Consider the following 20,883-nt stretch of genomic DNA (forward strand, 5'->3'; position numbering starts at 1 on the left):
TTCTGCATGACCGTTGTGACCGGTTTGTCGGTTCATGCGGAAAAGGGGAACGTCGATGCATCCGAAATTTGACCGTCGCCACTTTCTAAAGGGGACGGCGGGAGCTGCGGTCGCCGCAGGCTACATGCAGATCAATCCAGACTTTTTCATCTCACAGGCCCACGCGCAGGCCGGGAAGACCATGACCTTCCTGTCGGCCGAGAACATCACGGGCAATTGGGATCCGACCGCTCACACCACGCTTTCGCAGAAAAACATCGAAGGCTTCGTGATGGGTTTTCTGACCCGCACACCGATGAAGCTCGATAACCCGAGCGAGGTCGTCTATGAACTGGCAACTGACATCAAGCTGCTCGATCCGAACCGCCTGCAAATCAAGCTGCGTCAAGGCGTCGTCTTCCATGATGGCAAACCGTTCAAGGCGGAGGACGTCAAGGCCACTTTCGAATATGGATCCAAGCCGGATCGCCCCGCACAATGGTATCCTGGCCCCACCGAAACGCTGAAGATCGAGACGCCTGATGACTACACGGTGATCGTCGATACGTCGAAAGGCGGTTACCCGGCTCACCTCTTCATGTTCCTTGCGGCGTTCCTGCCGATCATGTCGGCAAAGGATATCGCGGGCGGACCTGGGGGCGTGCTCTCACAGCGGCTGAATGGCACTGGTCCCTTCAAATTCGTCGAGCAGCGCGGCAACGACACCGTGATGAAGGCGTTCGATGGCTACTTCAAGGGCAAGCCGGCCATTGCGGGGATCAATTTCACCTTCACCGGCGACTCCACGACGCGCATGCTCTCCCTCATGAATGGTCAGGCTTCGATCGTCGAACGCCTTGAGCCAGAGCAGGTGGATGCGGTCAAGGGCAATCCCAACATCCGCATCAACCAGGTCGTTTCGGTCGAGAACAAGTATCTTTGGTTTCGCTGCTCGAAGCCGCCGTTCAATGATCCCCGTATCCGCCTCGCCGCCTGTCACGCCATCAACCGCGACGTCATCCTCGAAGTGCTGGGATCCGCGGGGCACGCGTCGTCCAACTTCGTGTCGCCGGTCAAGTTCGGTTACATCGATCTCGAGAATTATCCGAAGTTCGACCCAAAGAAGTGCCAGGCGTTGCTCGCCGAGGCCGGTTTCCCGAACGGCAAGGGGTTGCCGCCGCTCGAATACATCACGTCCGTGGGCTTCTATCCCAAGACCAAGGAATACGGCGAGATCATCACCGCGATGCTCAACGAGCAGGGCTTCAATGTCAGCCTGACCGTGCTCGAGCCAGCCGCCTGGAATGAACGCCTGTACCATCGTCCCGGCGGCGGACCCGGTCATATGGTGGACTGCGGATGGTCGACCGGCTCGCCCGAGCCCGATTTGATTCTCCGCACGCATTTCCACTCCTCGTCGCATCGCATTTGCGGCATCGAGGATACCGCGATCGACGCAAGTCTCGACAAGGAGCGTAGCGCACCGACGCTTGAGGAACGGAAGAAGATCCTCCAGACCGAGACGATGCCCCTGATCGCCTCCAAGATGCCGGCGCTCTCGCTCTTCACGTCCGTCATGATTCACGCGATGCAGAAGAATTTCGAAGGTCTCTATATCTATCCGGATGGTTCGATGGATGCTTCGAGGCCCGTTGCCTGACCATGGACGGTCACCGCGCGCCGCGAGCAGGCGGTGCGCGGTCCGACATGTCCTCCGACGCGGAGCTGAAGAATGTTCGTCCTGAACTTCCTGATGCGGCGCCTGATTCAAGGCGTCATCATCATATTCCTTCTCTCGCTGCTGATCTTCACCTTGCTGAGGGTGGTGCCGGGAGATCCGGTGCGACTGATGGCCGGCGGCATGGCTCCCGAGGCCCTGATCGAGAAGATCGCGACCGACATGGGGTTGCGAGACCCGATCATCGTTCAGTTCGGTCGCTATATGAGCAGCGTCGTTCGGGGCAATCTCGGGCAGTCCTTCGTTCGTCCCGCGAACGGCGCTGCGACAGGCGGCGCGAACTTCAACGATACGACGCGCGGTGAACGGGCCAAGGTGCTAAGCCTGATCCTCGAAGCCTTGCCTATGACGCTGCAGCTTGCCGCAGTGACGTTGGCGATTGCCCTCGTTTTCTCCGGGATCATAGGGATTGCTGGCGGCCTCGCGGTCGGGCGTTGGCCGGACAAGCTGGCATTCTACACCTCGTCGGTGTTCATATCGTTGCCGAATTTCTGGCTGGGAATCGTTCTCGCGTTGCTGTTTTCAGTCAAGCTCGGTTGGCTGCCGGCGATCGGATATCAGGGGTTTGCCTACACGATTCTCCCAGCCATCGTGCTTGCGGTCGAATTGTCGCCGGTCCTGATCCGGACGCTCGTCAGTTCCGTCTCGGCGCAGATGATGGAGCCTTACGTGGCGGTGGGGCATGTCCGTGGCCTCGGCCGCAGCCGCATCATTGCAAACCATGCCCTTCGCAATGCCTCGGTGCCGCTGCTCAATCTGCTCGGGGTGCAGTTTTCGAGCCTGCTCGGCGGGGTGATCATCGTCGAATACATCTTCGACTATCCCGGGCTTGGTCTGTTGACCATCAACGCGGTGTTGCAGCGCGACTTCCCGTTAATTCAAGGGATCGCCATCGTAACCAGCGCCATCTTTGTGCTGATCAACATCATTGTCGATCTTATTGCCACCACGATGGATCCAAGGCTCGAATATTGATGTCTATCGCTACCGCCACCGGCGCACCAATGGCGCACACGCCGGCCCAACGCTCCGTCATCCGACGCATCTTCGACAAGGCTGCATCGACGCCCGGATTTCGCGTCGGCCTCGGACTGTTCGTTGTCCTTGCCCTGGCGACCGCCTTCTATCCTGAACTGAGCGGCATCGACCCGACGAAGATGGACGTCAAGGCGCGCCTTCTGCCACCGCTGTTTCTGGGCGGAAACTGGAGCTGGGCGCACCCGCTCGGCACGGATCAGATCGGCCGCGACATGCTCGTCCGCTCACTGGTCGGTCTGCGTTACTCCTTCCTGATCGGCGTCGCCTCCGTCATCGTCATGTTGGCGATCGGATGCGCGCTTGGCACGATTTCGGGCTACTTCGGCGGACGAACCGATGCCATCGTCATGAGGCTGACGGATGCCCAGCTATCGATCCCGATGATTATCCTCGCCATTTCCGTGCTCGGCGTTTCGCGGCCGACCATCCCCGCGATCGTTTTGGTGCTCGGAGTTTCGAACTGGCCGGTCTATGCCCGCATCATGCGCAGCATCGTGATGACCGAGCGGCAGCGCGAATATGTCCGCGCCGCAAAGATCGGCGGTTCGACCGATCTTCGGATCATCCTCGCGCTGCTGCTGCCGTTGCTGCTGCCGCCGGTCCTGTTCACGTCGGTGCTCGACGTTGCGCGCATGATGATCTTCGAATCCACGCTCGGTTTTCTAGGGCTCGGCGTGCAGCCACCGACGCCGACGTTCGGCAATATCATAGCGGACGGACGGAAATATCTGCTGAACGCGTGGTGGATCGCCACCATGCCGGGTCTCTTCCTCGGCCTGACACTCACCAGCGTCAACCTGATCGGCGCTTCCCTCGAACGTGCACGGAATGCGATTCACGGAGGCTCCGAAGCATGACGCAGCCGCTCCTTGACCTCAAGAACCTGACGGTCGCCGCGGGTAGCGGCGGCACGGCCAAAGTCATTCTCGACAATGTGTCCCTCAGCCTCGCTCCCCGCGAGATCGTCGGCGTGGTGGGCGCCAGCGGTTCCGGAAAGACCGTACTTTCCAAGGCCGTGGTCAACTGGCTCGAGCCGCCGCTCACGAAGCGATCGGGTCAGGTGCTGTTCGAGGGACGCGACATCTATGCCATGCGCGGCGGGGAGATGCGCCTGTTGCGCCAGCGGATATCCTATGTCGGCGCCAATCCCATGGGTGCGCTCGATCCAACCCTGCCGGTCGGCGCCCAGATTGTCGAGAAGATGCGGGCCGTCGTGCCCAGAACATTACGTCGGGATGCCGAACGTCGTGTCATCGAACTCCTCGATGCGGTTCGCATCCCATCGGCGCGAAATCGCTTGCACGACTATCCCTCCCAGTTCTCGGGCGGCATGATGCAGCGAGCGCTGATCGTGGATGCATTGGTGACCAATCCCGCACTTCTGGTCGCCGACAACGTCACGCAGCCGCTCGATGTGACGGTCGCTGCTCAGGTGATCCGGCTGATGAAGGAGCTGACGGTCACCTTCAACACCGCGGTGCTGTTCGTCTCATCGTCCCTGCCAGTGGCGCGTGAAGCCTGCTCGCGGATCCTGGTGATGGATGAAGGGCGCATCGTCGAGGAGCAGTCGACAGAAGATCTGATCAGCAGGCCCGCATATCCCTATACACGCGAACTGGTGCGCCAGACCCCGAAAATATGGGTCGAGGCGGCCGCAACGCCCCGCCTTGACGACCAGCGGGAGGTGGTTCTCAGCTTGCGCGACGCCTCGCAGACCTACAAGGTTAGAAAGAAAAGCGGTTTTGGTGGCTTCAACCTGGTTCGCGCCGTTCGCAACGTCACCTTCGACGTGCGCCGCGGCGACAGCTTTGCCATTGTCGGCGAGTCCGGCTGCGGAAAGTCGACCCTGATGCGGCTTCTGTCGAGGCTCGAATTGCCGAGCTCAGGACAAATCCTCTGCGCGGACAAGGACATCGCAACGCTCAAGGGCCGGGCGCTGCTCGAGTTCCGGAGCAAGCTGCAGATGGTGCTACAGGATCCGTTCGGCTCGCTGCCGCCCCGGACCTCGATCGGGAGGATGCTGGAGGATCCGCTGCGTACGCATGGCTGGCGCGACAAAGGCAGGATTCGCGAACGCGTCCTGAAGGTGATGGGCGAAGTGGGGGTGCCGGCCGAACTTTACGAGGAGCTTCCGCTGGGATTGAGCGCTGGACAACGACAACGCGTCAACGTCGCCCGTGCGTTGGTGCTGGAGCCGGAAATTCTCATCATGGATGAAACGCTGTCCGCCCTCGATCAAACCGAGCAGTTCAAGTTGCTCGACTTGTTCCAGACGCTCCAGAAGGAATACGATCTGACCTACATCTTCATCTCGCATGATCTGGCGATGGTGAGGAAGGCCTGCAATCGCGTGGCGGTGATGTATCTCGGCGAGGTCTTCGAGCTCGCTGACAATGAGCGACTATTCTTCGACCCGGGACACCCGTACACGAGGGCACTTCTGAGCGCCATGCCGACGCTCGAGCGGCGTCGCTATCAACCGGACGAGTGTCTGCTGGAGGGGGAGCCGCCAAGCCCGCTCGACGTTCCCGCGGGCTGCAGCTTCAGGTCGCGCTGTCCGCAAGCCATCGACAAATGCAGCCGCCTTCATCCGAGCCTGACGGTGCGGGAGCGGCAGGACTTCGCTGCGTGTCATCTGGTGATGCCGTCGCTCGATGTCTCCGGCGCTGCCGAAGGGATGCACGCCAGCGTGTAATGAGGGGGTCGTGAACAACAAGTCGGCTTTGGAAGCGGCCAGCAGTGCCGTGGCAATCGGGGAACGTTCATGAGCTTCACGGAGCATCGTCTTGAATTGATCCGCGACATGCTGCGGCAGAAGCAGCGGGTCCACGTCAGGGAATTGGTCGACCACCTCAAGGTCAGTCAGGAGTCGATACGGCGGGATCTCCGGGAGCTCGAGACGCAAGGTTTCGCCCGCCGTGTTTATGGCGGTGCGGTGATCGACCGGCAGGAGAGCGATCAGCCTTTTGCCGAGCGTTTGCGCGTTGGCGCGAGGGAGAAGGCGCGGATCGGTGAAGCCGCCGCGGCTCTGGTCAAGGATGGCATGAAGATCTTTGTTGACGAGGGGACGACGGCCCTTGCCTGCGCGAAGCACCTTGAGGCTCGCAAGGATCTTACGATTGTGAGCAACTCGCTCGCGGTGGCGGCGCACTTCTACTATCTGTCGACCCCCAGCGTGCGCGTGCTTGGAGGACGGCTGCGCCCTGATTATCAGGCGACGTTTGGGCCAGAAACCGTGACTGCGATGAAGGAGCACTTTTTCGATCTCGCAATCATCGCAATCAGCGCCGTCCATGTCGAACGCGGTTTTATGGATTATGGCGAGGACGAAGCGATCGCGCGGCGCGTTGCGCGCGCACAAGCTAAGCGATCGGTAATCGTCGCCGATAGCTCCAAATTCGGCCGCCTCGGTTCGATCCATACATTCGGGTTGGGCGACGTACATGCTGTCATCACCGGGGCCGTCCTGACCAAGGACTTTTCCGACCAATTCCTCAAATCCAACTTGGAAATCATCTATGCCTGACGTTGTCTCCAAGCACGCTCCCATCAATCCATCGCGTCTTCAGGCAATGATGGAGGAATTGTCGGCGTTCGGCGGTGGGCCGGATGGATCCATGAACCGCTTGACCCTCTCGAAAGAGGACGGCGCAGCGCGTAATTGGCTTGGCCGCTGGTTCGCGAGCAACGGGTTTGTCCAGGCCGTCGACGCCATAGGCAATCAGTTCGGCAGCTTGTCGCTTGCCGGCGCGAATGCGCCGGTCATCATGGTCGGCTCACATGTCGACAGCCAGCCCAATGGTGGTCGCTTCGACGGCGCTCTCGGTGTCGTCTCGGCCTGTGAGGCCGTGCTTGCCGTCTCAGAGCGTCTGAAGGCAGAGAACAAGCTATCGGCCTGCAATTTTCGGGTGGTGAACTGGACCAACGAGGAGGGCGCGCGCTTCCAGCCAAGCCTGTTGGGCAGCAGCGTGTTCGCCGGAGCGGCCGAGCTTGAATGGGCGCTCGACCGGGCGGATGGAGATGGCGTCACCGTTCGCCAGTCGCTTGAGCAGATCGGTTATGCCGGCGGAGATAAGATTGCGCTGCCCGACGCTCTTATCGAACTTCATATCGAAGGCGACAAGGTGCTGTTTGAGGCGAGTGAAAAATTCGGCATCTTCACCCGCTTCTGGGGCGCAACGAAGTACCGTCTCGCTTTCCTCGGCCGCCAGGCGCATACTGGGCCTACACCGATGGCTGAGCGCAGGGACGCGCTGCTCGGCGCCGCCTATCTGATCGCCGATTTGAAGGAGATCGCCGGCGAGCACGGGTCGGATTTGCACACATCGGTCGGTCGGCTGGAGGTCTTTCCCAACTCCCCAAACACCGTTCCATCGGAAGCCGTTCTCTTCATCGAGTTGCGTTCGGGCTCGCCGGACGTCCTCGCCGAAGCTGAGCGGATGATGAAGATCAGGATGGAGGCGGCGGCCAAGAAAGCCGGTGTGACCTATGAAATCAGGGCGATTGATCGGCGCAAGGCGGGCCGCTTCTTCCCGGGACTGATTTCGCTGGCCGAACGAATGGTCGCGAATTACGGCGAAACGGCGCGCCATCTGGATACGATCGGTGGCCATGATGCAGTGGCAATGTCCAGTGTCTGCCCCTCAATTGTCCTGGCAGTGCGTTCGCGCGACGGCGTGATCCATCATCCGACCGAGTTCACCAGCGCCGAGGATCAGGCTTTTGGGACGCAGGTGCTGGCGGACATGCTCTACGCGATTGCCAGCGAAGGGCTGCAGGCGGCTAATCCAAAAGGAGCTGCAGCATGAAAGCGCTCGGGAAGCCGCAGACGGCCCTGGAGGCGCGCGCCGAGCGAGCCATCCAGAGCTTTCCGATAATCGATGCCGCGAGCGCGACCTATGCAGCATCTGCGGCGCCGGTTGCGTCGCCGTCCTATCACGCGGTCGAATCGACCTCGTTCGACGTAGCGCCTGATGGCCAGGAGGCAAGCTTCTTTCTTCGGCTGGGAGGTGACGAGGTCGCAGAGCTGGTCGACGACGACGCGGCGTTTGCAGCGGCGCGTCGTCTTCACAGACTCGGTCTGTCGCCGGAGCCTATCGCACGAGTACCGGACGAAAGGGCCGTGCTGTTCGCGCGGCTCGGCGAAGGCTGGCGAACTGCCAAGATCGACGACCTGATGCACGAGAGTGCGGCTGCCCGTCTCATCGAGATGCAGAAGACGATCGCCACAGGCGAGCCATTCGGGCGACGTTGGTCTGTCTTCGATGGCATCGATCGGCTTTGGCCGCTGGTTTCGGAGGCCGGCAACATCCTCCCGGGCGATGTGGAATGGATGATGGCATGGATGGCTCCGATGCGTGACGCGATCGCTGCGGCGGGCGTCGAACTAAAACCAGCGCACGGAGACCCCCATTCGTCCAATGTCATGCTCGGTCCGAACGAAGCGATGATGTTGGTCGACTTCGACATGGCCGGTGACATCGATCCCTACTACCAGCTCGGCGTGCAGATGAATGAGCTCTACCAGTTCGAAAGCCAGATGAAGCCACTTTTGGAGATGCATGACGGCAACTTCAGTGAGAGGGCATTCAACCGATGCAGGATCTATGCCGCTGCCGACGACTTTTATTGGGCGCTCCGCAGCCTGCTGCAGGATGCACGGTCACCCCGCCAGGGCCTCGAATTCCTGAAATATGCGGGATGGCGTTTCCTGCGCTGCCGGATGCTGCTCGGGCACCCCGGCTTCGAGGAACGGGTCCGATCTCTCTAGAGCGTTTTCGAGCCAGAGAAAGTGAGACAAGGTTATGCTTGAAATCGGTGCGGCCAGGTCAGATGCCGAGCGAACGCTCGAGGCGGCCATTGTTCAGGTGGAGGCCTGGAAGCCCTGCCGCTTGTCCTATCGGCCGGTCTCCGGCGGCATCAGCAACACCAATTTTCTCGTGCGGGTCGATGGCGATCCGGTTGGATACTTTGTGAAGATACCGGGGCGCGGCACCGAGATGTTCATCGATCGCAGCGCGGCGCGGGCGGCAAGCAAGCAGGCCGAGGCAATGGATGTCGGGCCGAGGACGTTTGACTTTCTCGACCACCTGGACATCGAGATTTCCGAATTCCTTGATGACCGGCGAGCCTCCACCCATCGCGACTTCGTCGATCCCGCCTTTCGCGACACCGTGGTGAGCATGTATCGCCGCTTGCACGAGGCGCCGCCACTTCCGCTGACCAAGACCGTATTCGACATGATTGAGGAGCACTATGAGCAGGTGAAGCAGCTCGGCGGCTACTGGCCCGAGGACCATGCCTGGCTCTACCGTCAGTATAAGCAGGCCCGGGCGGCTCTCGAGGCGTCCGGGCTCGATCTCGTGCCTTGCTTCAACGATCCAATGCCAGGGAATTTCCTGGTCGGGAACGACAAGTCGATCAAGCTAATCGACTTCGAATATGCATCCAACAACGAACGGCTTTATGACTTGGCCATCTGGAGCAGCGAGCACTTCTTCTCGGAGGATGTCGAGCAGGAAATCATCGAGGAATATTTCGGCCGCTATGACAAGCGATGGCACGCGCGCTTCATCGTCCACAAGGCGCTCGCCGACATCAAGTGGAGCACCTGGGCGCTGGTGCAGAACCGGATGTCGACGTTGGATTTTGATTTCTACAAATATGGCATATGGAAGCACATGCGCGCGCGTTCCATCATCTATGACCCGCGCTGGCCGTCATTCCTGAAGGCGCTGTGATGGTCAAACTTGCCGTGGCGGTAGACGATGCGGATGTCTACCTTTCCTTCGCCGCCGAGCTCGCTGACGCGGTCAGGCCGATCGTGCTGTCCTATTTCCGCACGCCGCTGGATGTCATTTCCAAGCCCGATGCGAGTCCGGTGACGATTGCCGATCGAACCGTCGAACTGCACCTCAGGGAACGGATCGAGGCGCGTTATCCCGACCACGGCATCATCGGTGAGGAGATTGGGGTCAAGCGCGGCAACGCCTTCACATGGGTCATCGATCCGATCGACGGCACCAAGAGCTTCATCACTGGCTTTCCCTTGTTCGGTACGCTGATCTCGCTGACTTATGAGGGGCAGCCCTTCTGTGGTTTGATCGACACGCCGGCCACCGGCGAGCGGTGGATGGCGAAGCCCGGTCTGACGTTGTTCGGCGGCAGATTGGTCCGGACGAGCGCCTGCGAAGCCATCGCAGATGCCCGTTTCTATACGACGTCACCCGATATGTTCGCGAACGAGGACGCAGAAGTGTTCGAGCGGCTTTCGAGATCCGCCAAGCTGCGGCGTTTTGGGGGCGATTGCTACATCTATGGTCTGCTCGCGTCGGGACATTGCGACATCGTTCTGGAAACGGGACTGCAGCCATATGACTATATGGCCCTGGTTCCGATCGTGCAGGGGGCGGGGGGATGCATCACTGACTGGAAGGGAAGCCCGCTTTCAATTCATTCCGAGGGGCGCGTGTTGGCGTCTGCCACGCCGAAACTTCACGCGGAAGCGCTGGCCCTCATCAACCGATAGCAAGCGATCATGCCCTACAAGACGACGATCGAGCAGACGGTTTTCAGTTTCGCTGACCTCAAGGATCTCTTGGCCAAGGCGACGCCCGAGCGATCGGGCGACCAGCTTGCCGGCATCGCTGCGGACGGACCGGTCGAGCGGCTTGCCGCGCAGATGACGCTGGCGGACGTTCCCCTCAAGACGTTCCTCGCCGAGGAATTGATCCCCGCCGACTGGGACGAAGTCTCGCGCCTGATTGTCGATCGCCATGACCCGGCGGCTTTCGAGATCATCTCGTCGCTGACCGTTGGTGAATTCCGCGAATGGCTTCTCAAGCCGGAAACGGGCCAGCGGCAGCTTGAGGCGGTGACGTTCGGCCTGACGCCTGAGATGGTGGCCGCGGTCTCGAAGATCATGCGCTTGCAGGATCTGATCTCAGTGGCGTCCAAGCGGGAGGTCGTCACCCGCTTCCGGTCGACAATTGGACTGAAGGGGCGGCTTTCGACGCGCAATCAGCCAAACCATCCGACCGATGACTCCTACGGCATTGCCGCCTCCGCAATCGATGGGCTCCTGATGGGGTCGGGGGATGCGGTGATCGGGGTAAATCCGGCAACCGACACCGTGGATGACTACGTGCGCATTGTCTCGCTCCTCGACGAACTGCGCATGCGCCTTTCGATTCCGACGCAAACATGCTGCCTGGGTCACGTGACGACTGCCATCAAGGCAACCGCTGCGAAGGCTCCGGTGGATCTCGTGTTCCAGTCGATCGCCGGATCGCAGAAGGCAAATGACGGTTTCGGCGTCAGTTTGGCGCTGCTCAAGGAGGCACATGAGGCTGTACGTGACCTCGGGCGCGGTGCGATCGATGCGAATTTGATGTACTTCGAGACCGGACAGGGGGCGGCACTTTCGGCCGAGGCGAACTTCGGCGTCGATCAGCAGACCATGGAAGCCCGCGCCTATGCGGTTGCGCGCGAATTCAGGCCCTTGCTCGTGAATACCGTGGTTGGATTCATTGGCCCGGAATATCTCTTCAATGGAAAGCAGATCATTCGTGCCGGCCTGGAAGATCATTTTTGCGGTAAGCTGCTCGGCTTACCGATGGGAGTGGACGTCTGCTACACCAACCACGCCGACGCCGATCAGGAAGACATGGACGCGCTGCTGACCCTGCTTTGCGCGGCCAACGTCAACTTCGTCATCACCGTTCCCGGCGCGGACGATGTGATGCTGAACTACCAGTCACTCGCGCATCATGACGCGGTCTATTGCCGAGAAATCCTGAAGCGTCCGCCGGCACCGGAGTTCGAGCGATGGCTGGTGGATATCGGGTTGACCGACATGGCCGGCCGCCTCTTGGACGCCCCGCCGAGGCTCGCTGATCGCATTGCGGATGCCAGGCTGCTCGGAGCGTGACGTGAAGGATGATCTGGCAAAGGAAACGGCAGGGTCGGTCGACTTGCGGCACATGACGGAAGCGCGCGTGCTTCTGGGTCGATTTGGTGCCGGGCTGCCAACGCGCGCCGCGCAGTTGTTTCTACTCGATCATGCACGCGCGCGTCAGGCCGTCTGGTCTGCAGTCGATTGGGCTTCACTTCGAGCCAACCTTGCTGATCTAAGTCCGGGAACGGTCGATGTCGAAAGCCAGGCCGTCGATCGCGGCACCTATATCCGACGCCCTGATCTGGGCCGAAAACTCTCTCCGGAGTCCGCGGAGCGCCTCGCAGGTATCCATCCGGGTTGTGATGTCGTGATCGTGGTGGCGGATGGATTGTCGGCCAGCGCCATCAACATCAATGCCGTGCCGCTTGTGCAAGCGATCGTCGAACGTCTTTCATCTCGGCAGCTTTCCATGGCACCGCTGATTTTGGCATCGCTCGCGCGCGTCGCGCTCGGTGATCCCGTGGCGGAAATCATCCGTGCTCGGGTTTCGATTGTGCTCATCGGAGAGCGACCCGGCCTTTCCTCAGCGGATAGTCTAGGCGCCTACATGACATGCTTGCCGAAGGCGGGTACGCCCGATTCAAGGAGGAACTGCATCTCGAATATTCGTAACGGCGGGCTGAGCGCCGACAACGCCGCGGATGCCGTGGTGTCGCTGGTTTTGGATATGCTGAAGGCAGGTACCAGCGGAGTCGCCTTGAAGGATGCCGTGGCGCGCTTGCCGACCAGCTAACGCCGACGGGCTTGCCGTGCGGATTTGGTTGGGTGTGTGTACCGAAAATCTTATCCGAGTTGATGACGTGATCGAATCGCCTAGGCGCCTACGACCTCTACCTCGCCAGCTTCCGCAATCCGGCGCATCTTCCCAACGAGAACGACTACGAGCCGAGCCGGATCTGTGCCCGCTCGGGTTCGATCATCGGCCCGGTTGCCACCACGACGACGTCCCGAAGCGCGACGATGTGGGCCAACGAGCAGACCTGGCTACGTGCCGGCAAGGACATCCGCAATGTCACGCTGGACCTGCGTAACCTTCACCGAACCGACACGACATGGCTGGAGGGCGGCAACGACATCATCAATGCCGACCTCTCGGTGGAGGGGCCCGGCTCGGTGCTGCTGACCGCCGGACGCGACGTCTACAATCCGCGAACGGTGAGCATCGGCAATCGCCGGTTCGACGGCAACAACCGCCCGATCACGGGAACGGACATCCGCGGCCTTCCCGCCGACGGCGCCTCAATCGACGTGATCGCCGGCCTGAACGGCAAGTCCCCGGACTACACGGCGTTCGTCGCCGCCTATCTCGATCCGGCGAAGGTCGCCGCAATGCCCGCCTATTTCACCACGACCGTCGACGGCCAGATCGTGCCGCATCGACAATCTTGCCGAGGACGACGTCAAGATCGCGCCACTGACCCTCGATACTAAGGACAAGGCGGCAGCGGACGCGGTCAAGGATGCGACCCAGCAAACGCCCTCAGATCGGCCTTCGGTGATCATTGTTGAGTTTCTCGGCTACGGCGGCGGTGACGGCGAGCGGCGGCAGGACGATGACAAGAGGTCGCGTGGACGCGCGAACGCAGCGGTCAGTCGCCGGCTTACGATCCTGGAAATCCGGTTCAATTCGTCGGCATCGGGAAGCTCACTGCAGATCAGGCGCAGAAGCTGACGCCGAATGAGCGGCGCGCGCTCGAGGCGCAGTAAATGAAAGAGCGGGCAAGTTGAACGAGATCTTTGACCGTTGAGACGCGATCGGGCCCGGGTCTCTCAGTTGCCAGCTCGACGCGCTGATGTGCCGCGCGGTCTTTTGGCGTACCGCCATGCGAACAAACTGGCGGCTCGCGAGTTATCCTCCATCACTGGCATGACACTACGCATGGTGGGCGCCGGTGGTCGAAAGACCGATCGCGCTCCCGCCTGCATACGAGGGAGTTGCGCCATGTTAAAGCGGCGTCGTTTTAAGAACACCACCTTGGAAGAGTTGCTCGCGGGCGAGGTGCAGCATCCGCGGAAAATGGCCGAAAGCAGGCCAGCTGGGAGCGAGAGAGAGCAGCTTATTCGCAAAGCTCGGCAAGCTGAAATAGCGTCTGACCTGATGCTGCGCCGATATCGCCGGCTCTCCTAGCTGGCATCGCTCGCGAAGCGAGCAGCGCTAATTTTTCTTCCAATGATGTTGTGGGTGCCCGGGGGCAAAGCCAGTTGAGCGGCTCTCCGGGATCGTCAGTGCGGTCAGCGGCGTACTTCGTCGGCATCAACTTCTCGGCCTGTACCAAGGGCGACTACAATCCTCCATTGAGGGCGTCACTCCCAGAACGGGAGCTCAACACACCCGCGTTTCGCCCGTTCCTGAGAGCATCCGCGCGGCTGGCCAACGGCGCTGGGCTTGAAGAACATGACGACGACAGGTGATCCGGGATCCCCGCCGCGATGCGGTTTTTGTCCGGAAACTCCGGCGCGGATCGGTCCTAGTTTACGCCGGATCATTCGCCGTCGAAATGGCCTGCCGTGCCGTCGCAAATAGCTCCAGCTCCCGGGAACGATCGCCGCTTTGCGGGTTTGAGCGTGGAGTCAGTATGGGAGGAGATCTCATGAGAATCTCAATTCTCGCGCTAGTCGTCGGTTTGGGAGCCGTGATCGCGCTGCCGACCATGGCGCAGCAGCAGACCGTGCCGAACCCGCAGATGCAGGAGGAGGCGGACAAGGGCGCCAAGACCCGTCAGTCCGGCGAATCGGGCTATGTCGGCGAGCAGGAGAAGCCGGGTGCTTCCGCCCACGCCCCTGGACGACCCGCCGACCAGCCGACGACGGGATCCAGCAGTGGCACGAGCCGCACTTCGCCCTCCGGAACGGGCGAAAAATCTCGCTAAGCAAGTCCTCGAAAAAGCAGCGCTGTCTTCGCCTGCGACGGCCGCAAAGCGCCATCTCGAGATTCGTGCGCTGCTCTTCTCAGAGTCAGCAACACTCCACCCATTAGGAACCTACGGAATTTACAAGTCTTGGTGTTCGGAGCGCCTGACCTTGCGAATACGGCAGGCCGTGGGGCGCCCTCGACTTCGGCTGTGTCCCTCGGTGGGTAAGCTGAAGAATGGTAGGATGTATCTTGTTGGTCGGGATAGCGAGTGTGAGCGCGCTTGATCTTCTTCTCGGACGACGCTTGGCCAACCGGGAGTTCAAGGAGCGCAAGATCGGGGCCTTTGAGGGCCTTCCGGCAATGGGACTCGATGGACTTGGCTCATCCGCCTACGGTCCTGAAGCCGCCCTCACCATCCTCATTCCGCTCGGAGCAGCCGCGACGTCCTTTATCGGCTGGGTCATGGCGCCGATCGTGGTCCTCCTTGCGATCTTGTTTGCCTCGTACTGGCAAACCATCCGAGCCTACCCGAACAACGGTGGTGCGTATGTCGTTGCCAAGGACAACCTTGGTACCAGTCCTAGTCTGCTCGCCGCGGCGGCTCTGATGGTCGACTACGTCTTGAACGTTGCCGTCGGCATCGCGGCGGGAGTTGGCGCGCTGGTTTCGGCGGCGCCGACCTTGCACGCCTACATTCTCCCGCTGTGTCTCGGTATTCTCGCGCTCGTGACGATTGTGAACCTCCGCGGCACGCTCGATGCTGGCCGGATGTTTGCTTTGCCTACTTATCTGTTCGTGGCCAGCTTCGGCATCATTCTCGCTGTCGGAGCGTATAAAGTCATGATCTCCAGCGGATCGCCCCAGCCGGCTGTCCCGCCGCCCCCAATGGGACACGCAATCGAAACCGCGAGTCTCTGGCTACTGCTGCGCGCCTTCGCAAGCGGCTGCACGGCGATGACGGGAGTGGAGGCTGTGTCCAACGGCATGACCGCCTTTCGTGAGCCGACGATTAAGTACGGTCACCGTACGTTGACGGCGATCGTCGTCATCCTCGGCACGCTGCTGATCGGCATCGCCTTTCTCACTCGCGCCTATGGCATCGGCGCTATGGATCAGGAGCAGGAGGGCTACCGCAGTGTTCTGTCCCAGCTTGCGGCCGCCATTGTGGGAAACGGCGCTCTCTATTATGTCGCGATCGGTTCACTGCTGTGCGTGCTGGCTCTTTCGGCCAATACGAGCTTCGTGGATTTCCCTCGCCTTTGCCGCGTAGTCGCCCAAGACGGCTTCCTGCCCAAATCCTTCGCAGTTGCGGGCCGACGATTGGTCTTCGACGTCGGCATCCTATATCTGGCGTTCACATCGGGATTTCTCCTGACGGTCTTTGGCGGCATAACCGACAGGCTCATCCCACTGTTTGCGATCGGTGCATTTCTCACCTTCACCATCTCGCAAACTGGCATGGTATGGCATTGGCGCCGAGCCATTGCCGAGGAGGAAGCACCCAAGAAGGAACTGAAAGCCCATCTCGTGATCAATGCGATCGGCGCGATCACGACAGGTACTGCTCTCATCGTGATCATCGCGGCCAAGTTCATAGAGGGAGCTTGGATCACCATTTTGGTGCTTCCGCTCGTCATCGTTCTGCTCAAAACGATACGCGCCTACTATGACGAGCTTGCCACCCAGCTCCGCGATCCCGCCCCTTTGGATCTCAGCGGATTGGCTCCGCCTATTGTCGTTGTCGCGTTCGAGAGTTGGAACAGGCTGAGCGACAACGCTTTGAAATTTGCGTTGAGCATCTCGCCGGAAGTCGTCGCCGTTCATCTCCTACAGCTATCGGGTCCAGATGTCGCGGATGAACAGCGAATTCTTCGCGACCAATGGCGAAGAGATGTCGAGGTGCCGGCAGAGCAAGCGGGACTCCTGCCTCCACGCCTTGTCGTTCTCCAGGCGCAATACCGCGCGATTCAGCAGCCGATGTTGAGGGTGATCGATGAGATCAGAGACAAATTTCCCGGTAGGCGACTCGCGGTGCTGATCCCAGAAGTGGTTAAACGACGTTGGTACCAACACCTGCTGCATACGCATCGCGCCCTCCGGCTGCGCTCTCGACTAATCGGACTCGGACAGCCTGATGTGACCGTGATCAACCTTCCGTGGCGGTTGGACCTGGACAATGAGCCCGGCAAGGAGCGAAGCGCCGCCAGAGGTGATCGGTCCGCTTGAGCATGCGGCAAGCAAGATGCTTTTCGTTCGCACTCTTACGGCAGGTGCGATGCTCGTTCCGATCGATCATAATGGGCTGGCGACGAAGCTGAGCGAGGCGGGCGGTTGCTTTGTGTTGGCTGTCGTTGGCGTCGCATTGTTCTATAACGGCAAGGATAGCGCCACGTCATTCGACCCGAACAGGGGTACCGCACGAGGACACTGACGCATTGCTCAGGATCGGAGTCATCTCGGATACCCACGGCCTGCTGCGTCCCGAGGTTGAGCCACGGCTCGCCGGGGTCGCGCATATCATCCATGCCGGCGATATCGGTCGCCCAGACGTGATCGCCCGGCTCCGCCGGATTGCGCCTGTGACTGCGATCAGAGGGAACGTCGATACCGGCGACTGGGCGGAGCGCTATCCTGACACCCAGACGATAAGGCTCGGCGGGCGGTCCATCTACATCCTGCACAACCTCCAGGAATTACGGCTCGATCCTGGTTTGTGCGGAATTGACGTGGTCGTTTTCGGCCACTCGCATCGACCGCAGATCGAGACCATTGACGGAGTGCTTTATCTCAATCCCGGAAGCGCTGGGCCCCGGCGCTTTAAGTTGCCTGTGACCCTGGCCATTCTTGAGCTGACCGCAAGTGGCCTTCGGCCTGTGATTCACCGTCTCGCTTGTGCGGACTAATCGCCAGCAAAGCGCCTCTGCCAAACGTCACTGTCGTCTCCTCCAACGAGGTCCTCTCCTCCAATCAAGCTCGTAGGTTCAAATTTGTGAGGACCATCCGGAGTTCCTAGGAAAGAGGACCGTGCGCTCTTGGGACAACGCTGCTGTCACTTGCGGCGGCTCAACGGAGCATCAGGCCGATCTGACGTAGCAACGGAGAGCCTGCGAGGCGCTGGACGAACTTGCGCGCAGGCACCCTCAACGTGATCCTCTCCCACGATCGTACCCATAGGAACGAAAGGGCCGGCAACGAGTAAGGTCGTTCTCTCGGTATTCTTATTGCCAAGAGTCTATCCGACCAGACAGTCTCTGCCACCTTGGCGGGACTGTCTGGGGTAAGCGAGCTGGTCAATGATTTTTCCTCGTACCGCAGCATCTGCCTGTCCATCGTCGTTTCGCTTGCGACGAGATGAAGCTGCGGATCGAGGAACCAACGCGGTGAATGCAGGTTCGGCTTCTAGATGAATTTAGGTGTACAAACATGACTCAAACTGACGCGCGTTCGCTTCAACAGATCAGGCAGGAGACCGAGCAGACTCGGGCCAGCCTTACGCAGACGGTCGAACAGCTTCGCCATAGCGTCACGGACACGGCTCAGGACATACGGGGGCGCATCAGTCCGGCCGCTATCAAAGCCGAGGTTTCAGGCTTCGTCCGCTCCCGCGGTGAGCAACTGCTCGGCGATGTCACCACCACGGCACGGGAGAACCCGATGCAGGCAGTCGCCGTAGGCGCCAGTCTTGCCTATCCGTTGTTTCGCCTTGCTCGAACGGTGCCGTTCCCGGTGTGGATGATCGGCGCCGGCCTCTACCTGGCGAGTTCCAACAGCGGCAAGGCAGCGACGCAGAAGGCTTCGGCCATCGCCGCTGATTTGTCTGACGACGTTGTCCGTCGCGCACGCGGCTTCAGCGACCAAATCGCCGATGCCACTAATAGCGCTAAAGAAGCCGTCATGGGCGGTCTTGATCGGGTGACCTCCGCCGGAGCCGAGCACGAACGCGAGGCGGGCAGCTCCGCTCAGACCGCGCTGATGTCGGGCTCTGAGCGGCTACGCGGGGCAGCAGAATCGACCGGCGCCTCGGTCAGGAGCAGCGGAGCCGAACTGAGAGATCACATGGCCGGAAAGATCGGCGCTGCTGCTGGTTCCGTGAGGGACATTGCAGACGGCGCGACCTCGACAGGTCAGAGGCTTGCAGGGGCGGCCAAGGATTCGGCAAGCGAGACGTTGAGATCGGGACGGGAGACCGCCTCCGATTTGGGAGATCGTGCAACGAAAACGTTCCGCGAGACGATTGAGCAGAATCCGCTTCTGGTCGCTGGCATCGGGCTGCTCATCGGCGGCGTGATCGCTAGCGCGCTTCCGCGAACCGAGCTGGAGGACGACATGGTCGGTGAGACCAGCAGCTCGGTCAAGCGTCGCGTACAAACCGCTGCGTCCCACGGTTTCGAAGCCGCAAAAGACGCTGCCGGAGAAGCCGCCCGGCGCGCGGCGGACCAGGCCGAAGCGGAGGGGCTCAGCGCGGATGGCGTGCGTGAGGGAGCGAATGACTTGGGGCAACGCGTCCGCCGAGTGGCAGAGGCTGCAGTGACCACAGCCTTCGAACCACCAGAGGACAGTCAATCATCAGGTTTCCACGGAGAAGATAGTCATGGCTGACCAGGTTTTTACCGAAAAGAGTTTCGATCCTGCGGAACAGGATTTCCAGGAAGCAGGTCGCGCCGCAAAGAGCGCGGGCGAGCAAGCTGCCTCTGCGGGGCGCGACCTCAAGGATCGGGCAGCGGAGATGGCAAGTTCCTCGGCGGATGCCATCAAGGACCAGGCCTCGGAGTTCGTCGAGGCCGCCAAGGATTTGGGATCGCAGGCTGCCGATCGGGTCAAGGAAACGGTTGACGATCGGAAAGATGCCGGCGCTCAATACGTCAGCAACATTGCCGAAGCGATGCGAAGGGCAGCCAGCGAATTTGACGGCGAACTGCCAGTTGCCGGCACCTACATGCGCAAGGCGGCGTCGCAGGTCGAAACCGTGTCGGCCTCGCTGAAGAACGGCGATTTCGACGATCTCCTGCGCAACGCGAGGACTTTTGCACGCCGGCAGCCGACGGCATTCCTCGGAATAGCCGCGCTTGCGGGATTCGGCATGGTGCGGTTTCTGAAAAGCTCAGCCGAACATTCAGGGGACACCGGCCCGCGCGTAACGTCCGGGGTTGGTCAACGGGATGGAATAAGCCGTCAGTCCGAAACTCGAGGGTATCGCGATGGCATCTCAAGTTAGCCGTTCGATTCCAGATCTTGTCGGTGATGCCGTCAGCCAGCTTGCAAAGTTGATCGGCAATGAGTTCGAGCTTGCCCGGGCTGAATTCTCGGAAAAAATTAGCCAGGCGGGTCGGGCAGGAGCGATGATCGGCGCCGGGGCGGTCATTTTCATTCCAGCCCTGGTGTTGCTGCTGATGTCAGCAGCTGCTGGCCTGATGCATGCCGGGCTTTCCGACCCGATTGCCTATCTCCTCGTCGGGGGTGTCTCAGCTTTAGTCTCGGCGGGGCTAATCTGGATTGGGCTGAGCAGGCTCTCGGGTGATGCCCTCAAGCCAACGGTCACGATAGAGCAGGTTCAACGTGACAAGGCGGCAGCGAAGGAGATGATGCGATGAGGGACGTTTCAGAGACACGATCGGATTTTCTGCGCGGCCTCGGCGACGCGGCGAGCCGGAACCCGCTCTCGGCTGCGCTGATCGGCATGGGGGTGGTATGGCTATTCAGCCGCGGTGAACTGGGTCGTACGACGGACGCAGTGCGTTCGGGTTTTGATCGTGCCACGGATACTGCACAAGGTGTCCTGGAAGGCGCCGGGTCGACCGTTAGGTCCAGCGTCGGCTCGGCCGCCGAAACGCTTCAGGACAGTGCTGCCGGAGTGATCGATCGCACCGCGCACCTGGGCCGCCGGCAGGCCGACACGCTTTCCGGATATGCGAAGACGGTTCCTGATGGGGCGGCTGGGACAATCGAAAGCCTGGGGTCCGCCCTGGCTGATCTGTTTCGAAGACAACCACTTGCGCTTGGTGCTGTCGGTATTGCCGCGGGCGCGTGCATCGCTTCAGCGTTCCCGACAACGAAGGCCGAAGCGGAGTACCTCGGCGAAGCGAGCGAGGCGGTGAAGGAAAAAGCTCACGAGTTCACGGCCGAGCAGGTAGCTCGAGCGGGTGAAGCAGCCGGAAAGGCAGTTCACGCTGCGGCTGACGAGGCGCGCAAACAGGGTCTTACGATCGAGGGAGCCAAGTCGGCTGCAAACGAGATGGCCGCGAAGTTCGAGCGCGTGGTCGACGCAGCGGAGCAGGGGGCATCCGCGAAGGCTGACGCGATGCGCTAGGATCGAGGAGA

The 20,883-nt window shown here is 60.9% G+C and carries 19 protein-coding genes; all 19 read left to right on the forward strand.

From position 1 onward, the window contains the following. Positions 1-55 precede the first annotated feature (55 nt). The 19 genes from AC5ZG1_RS18400 (at position 56) to AC5ZG1_RS18490 (ending at position 20,872) form a co-directional block, all read left to right on the forward strand. Positions 56-1,639 (forward strand): ABC transporter substrate-binding protein, encoded by a 1,584-nt coding sequence (locus AC5ZG1_RS18400; protein ID WP_496133683.1) that lies wholly within the window; start codon positions 56-58, stop codon positions 1,637-1,639. Positions 1,640-1,711: 72 nt separating this feature from the next. Then, positions 1,712-2,692 (forward strand): ABC transporter permease, encoded by a 981-nt coding sequence (locus AC5ZG1_RS18405; RefSeq protein ID WP_496133684.1) that lies wholly within the window; start codon positions 1,712-1,714, stop codon positions 2,690-2,692. Beyond that, positions 2,692-3,612, forward strand: coding sequence for an ABC transporter permease (locus tag AC5ZG1_RS18410; protein ID WP_028161900.1), 921 nt, complete (start codon positions 2,692-2,694; stop codon positions 3,610-3,612). The genes AC5ZG1_RS18405 and AC5ZG1_RS18410 overlap by 1 nt, the downstream gene beginning before the upstream one ends. Next, positions 3,609-5,450, forward strand: a complete 1,842-nt coding sequence (locus AC5ZG1_RS18415; protein WP_496133685.1) for an ABC transporter ATP-binding protein — start codon at positions 3,609-3,611, stop codon at positions 5,448-5,450. The genes AC5ZG1_RS18410 and AC5ZG1_RS18415 overlap by 4 nt, the downstream gene beginning before the upstream one ends. 96 nt (positions 5,451-5,546) lie before the next feature. Then, positions 5,547-6,281, forward strand: coding sequence for a DeoR/GlpR family DNA-binding transcription regulator (locus AC5ZG1_RS18420; RefSeq protein WP_496133686.1), 735 nt, complete (start codon positions 5,547-5,549; stop codon positions 6,279-6,281). Continuing rightward, on the forward strand, positions 6,274-7,563 hold the full coding sequence (locus AC5ZG1_RS18425) for a Zn-dependent hydrolase (RefSeq protein ID WP_496133687.1): 1,290 nt from the start codon (positions 6,274-6,276) through the stop codon (positions 7,561-7,563). The genes AC5ZG1_RS18420 and AC5ZG1_RS18425 overlap by 8 nt, the downstream gene beginning before the upstream one ends. Then, positions 7,560-8,525 (forward strand): phosphotransferase family protein, encoded by a 966-nt coding sequence (locus tag AC5ZG1_RS18430; protein ID WP_496133688.1) that lies wholly within the window; start codon positions 7,560-7,562, stop codon positions 8,523-8,525. The genes AC5ZG1_RS18425 and AC5ZG1_RS18430 overlap by 4 nt, the downstream gene beginning before the upstream one ends. Positions 8,526-8,559: 34 nt before the next feature. Further along, positions 8,560-9,495, forward strand: a complete 936-nt coding sequence (locus tag AC5ZG1_RS18435; protein ID WP_496133689.1) for a phosphotransferase — start codon at positions 8,560-8,562, stop codon at positions 9,493-9,495. Then, positions 9,495-10,283 (forward strand): histidinol-phosphatase, encoded by a 789-nt coding sequence (hisN, locus tag AC5ZG1_RS18440; RefSeq protein ID WP_496133690.1) that lies wholly within the window; start codon positions 9,495-9,497, stop codon positions 10,281-10,283. The genes AC5ZG1_RS18435 and hisN overlap by 1 nt, the downstream gene beginning before the upstream one ends. Positions 10,284-10,292: 9 nt before the next feature. Beyond that, positions 10,293-11,684, forward strand: coding sequence for an ethanolamine ammonia-lyase subunit EutB (locus AC5ZG1_RS18445; protein WP_496133691.1), 1,392 nt, complete (start codon positions 10,293-10,295; stop codon positions 11,682-11,684). A gap of 1 nt (position 11,685) precedes the next feature. Continuing rightward, entirely contained in the window at positions 11,686-12,444 is a 759-nt protein-coding gene (gene eutC / locus AC5ZG1_RS18450) for an ethanolamine ammonia-lyase subunit EutC (protein WP_456641260.1), read from the forward strand. 227 nt (positions 12,445-12,671) lie between these two features. After that, positions 12,672-13,142 carry a hypothetical protein gene (locus tag AC5ZG1_RS18455; protein WP_456641259.1) on the forward strand — a complete coding sequence of 157 codons (471 nt, stop codon included), beginning with the start codon at positions 12,672-12,674 and terminating at the stop codon, positions 13,140-13,142. 1,160 nt (positions 13,143-14,302) lie between these two features. After that, a complete protein-coding gene (locus AC5ZG1_RS18460; RefSeq protein ID WP_456641256.1) occupies positions 14,303-14,581 on the forward strand; it encodes a hypothetical protein in 279 nt (92 codons plus the stop codon). A 254-nt stretch (positions 14,582-14,835) separates the two neighbouring features. Continuing rightward, positions 14,836-16,791, forward strand: coding sequence for an APC family permease (locus AC5ZG1_RS18465; protein WP_456641255.1), 1,956 nt, complete (start codon positions 14,836-14,838; stop codon positions 16,789-16,791). A gap of 209 nt (positions 16,792-17,000) precedes the next feature. Then, positions 17,001-17,468: a metallophosphoesterase family protein gene (locus AC5ZG1_RS18470; protein ID WP_456641254.1), complete on the forward strand. Its 468-nt coding sequence runs from the start codon at positions 17,001-17,003 to the stop codon at positions 17,466-17,468. 520 nt (positions 17,469-17,988) lie between these two features. Then, positions 17,989-19,164: a hypothetical protein gene (locus AC5ZG1_RS18475; RefSeq protein ID WP_496133692.1), complete on the forward strand. Its 1,176-nt coding sequence runs from the start codon at positions 17,989-17,991 to the stop codon at positions 19,162-19,164. Then, positions 19,157-19,780: a YtxH domain-containing protein gene (locus AC5ZG1_RS18480; protein WP_456641252.1), complete on the forward strand. Its 624-nt coding sequence runs from the start codon at positions 19,157-19,159 to the stop codon at positions 19,778-19,780. The genes AC5ZG1_RS18475 and AC5ZG1_RS18480 overlap by 8 nt, the downstream gene beginning before the upstream one ends. Next, positions 19,764-20,156 carry a phage holin family protein gene (locus AC5ZG1_RS18485; RefSeq protein ID WP_496133693.1) on the forward strand — a complete coding sequence of 131 codons (393 nt, stop codon included), beginning with the start codon at positions 19,764-19,766 and terminating at the stop codon, positions 20,154-20,156. The genes AC5ZG1_RS18480 and AC5ZG1_RS18485 overlap by 17 nt, the downstream gene beginning before the upstream one ends. After that, positions 20,153-20,872, forward strand: a complete 720-nt coding sequence (locus tag AC5ZG1_RS18490) for a hypothetical protein (protein ID WP_456641250.1) — start codon at positions 20,153-20,155, stop codon at positions 20,870-20,872. Before AC5ZG1_RS18485 ends, AC5ZG1_RS18490 begins: the two co-directional genes overlap by 4 nt. Positions 20,873-20,883 lie beyond the last annotated feature (11 nt).

This window comes from Bradyrhizobium sp. Leo78 (assembly GCF_059512425.1).

Bases quoted from the DNA above. Each gene is read 5' to 3' on its own strand.
- AC5ZG1_RS18400 (WP_496133683.1), top strand. From the start codon at position 56: ATGCATCCGAAATTTGACCGTCGCCACTTTCTAAAGGGGACGGCGGGA.
- AC5ZG1_RS18405 (WP_496133684.1), top strand. From the start codon at position 1,712: ATGTTCGTCCTGAACTTCCTGATGCGGCGCCTGATTCAAGGCGTCATC.
- AC5ZG1_RS18410 (WP_028161900.1), top strand. From the start codon at position 2,692: ATGTCTATCGCTACCGCCACCGGCGCACCAATGGCGCACACGCCGGCC.
- AC5ZG1_RS18415 (WP_496133685.1), top strand. From the start codon at position 3,609: ATGACGCAGCCGCTCCTTGACCTCAAGAACCTGACGGTCGCCGCGGGT.
- AC5ZG1_RS18425 (WP_496133687.1), top strand. From the start codon at position 6,274: ATGCCTGACGTTGTCTCCAAGCACGCTCCCATCAATCCATCGCGTCTT.
- AC5ZG1_RS18430 (WP_496133688.1), top strand. From the start codon at position 7,560: ATGAAAGCGCTCGGGAAGCCGCAGACGGCCCTGGAGGCGCGCGCCGAG.
- AC5ZG1_RS18435 (WP_496133689.1), top strand. From the start codon at position 8,560: ATGCTTGAAATCGGTGCGGCCAGGTCAGATGCCGAGCGAACGCTCGAG.
- hisN (WP_496133690.1), top strand. From the start codon at position 9,495: ATGGTCAAACTTGCCGTGGCGGTAGACGATGCGGATGTCTACCTTTCC.
- AC5ZG1_RS18445 (WP_496133691.1), top strand. From the start codon at position 10,293: ATGCCCTACAAGACGACGATCGAGCAGACGGTTTTCAGTTTCGCTGAC.
- AC5ZG1_RS18455 (WP_456641259.1), top strand. From the start codon at position 12,672: ATGTGGGCCAACGAGCAGACCTGGCTACGTGCCGGCAAGGACATCCGC.
- AC5ZG1_RS18460 (WP_456641256.1), top strand. From the start codon at position 14,303: ATGAGAATCTCAATTCTCGCGCTAGTCGTCGGTTTGGGAGCCGTGATC.
- AC5ZG1_RS18475 (WP_496133692.1), top strand. From the start codon at position 17,989: ATGACTCAAACTGACGCGCGTTCGCTTCAACAGATCAGGCAGGAGACC.
- AC5ZG1_RS18480 (WP_456641252.1), top strand. From the start codon at position 19,157: ATGGCTGACCAGGTTTTTACCGAAAAGAGTTTCGATCCTGCGGAACAG.
- AC5ZG1_RS18485 (WP_496133693.1), top strand. From the start codon at position 19,764: ATGGCATCTCAAGTTAGCCGTTCGATTCCAGATCTTGTCGGTGATGCC.
- AC5ZG1_RS18490 (WP_456641250.1), top strand. From the start codon at position 20,153: ATGAGGGACGTTTCAGAGACACGATCGGATTTTCTGCGCGGCCTCGGC.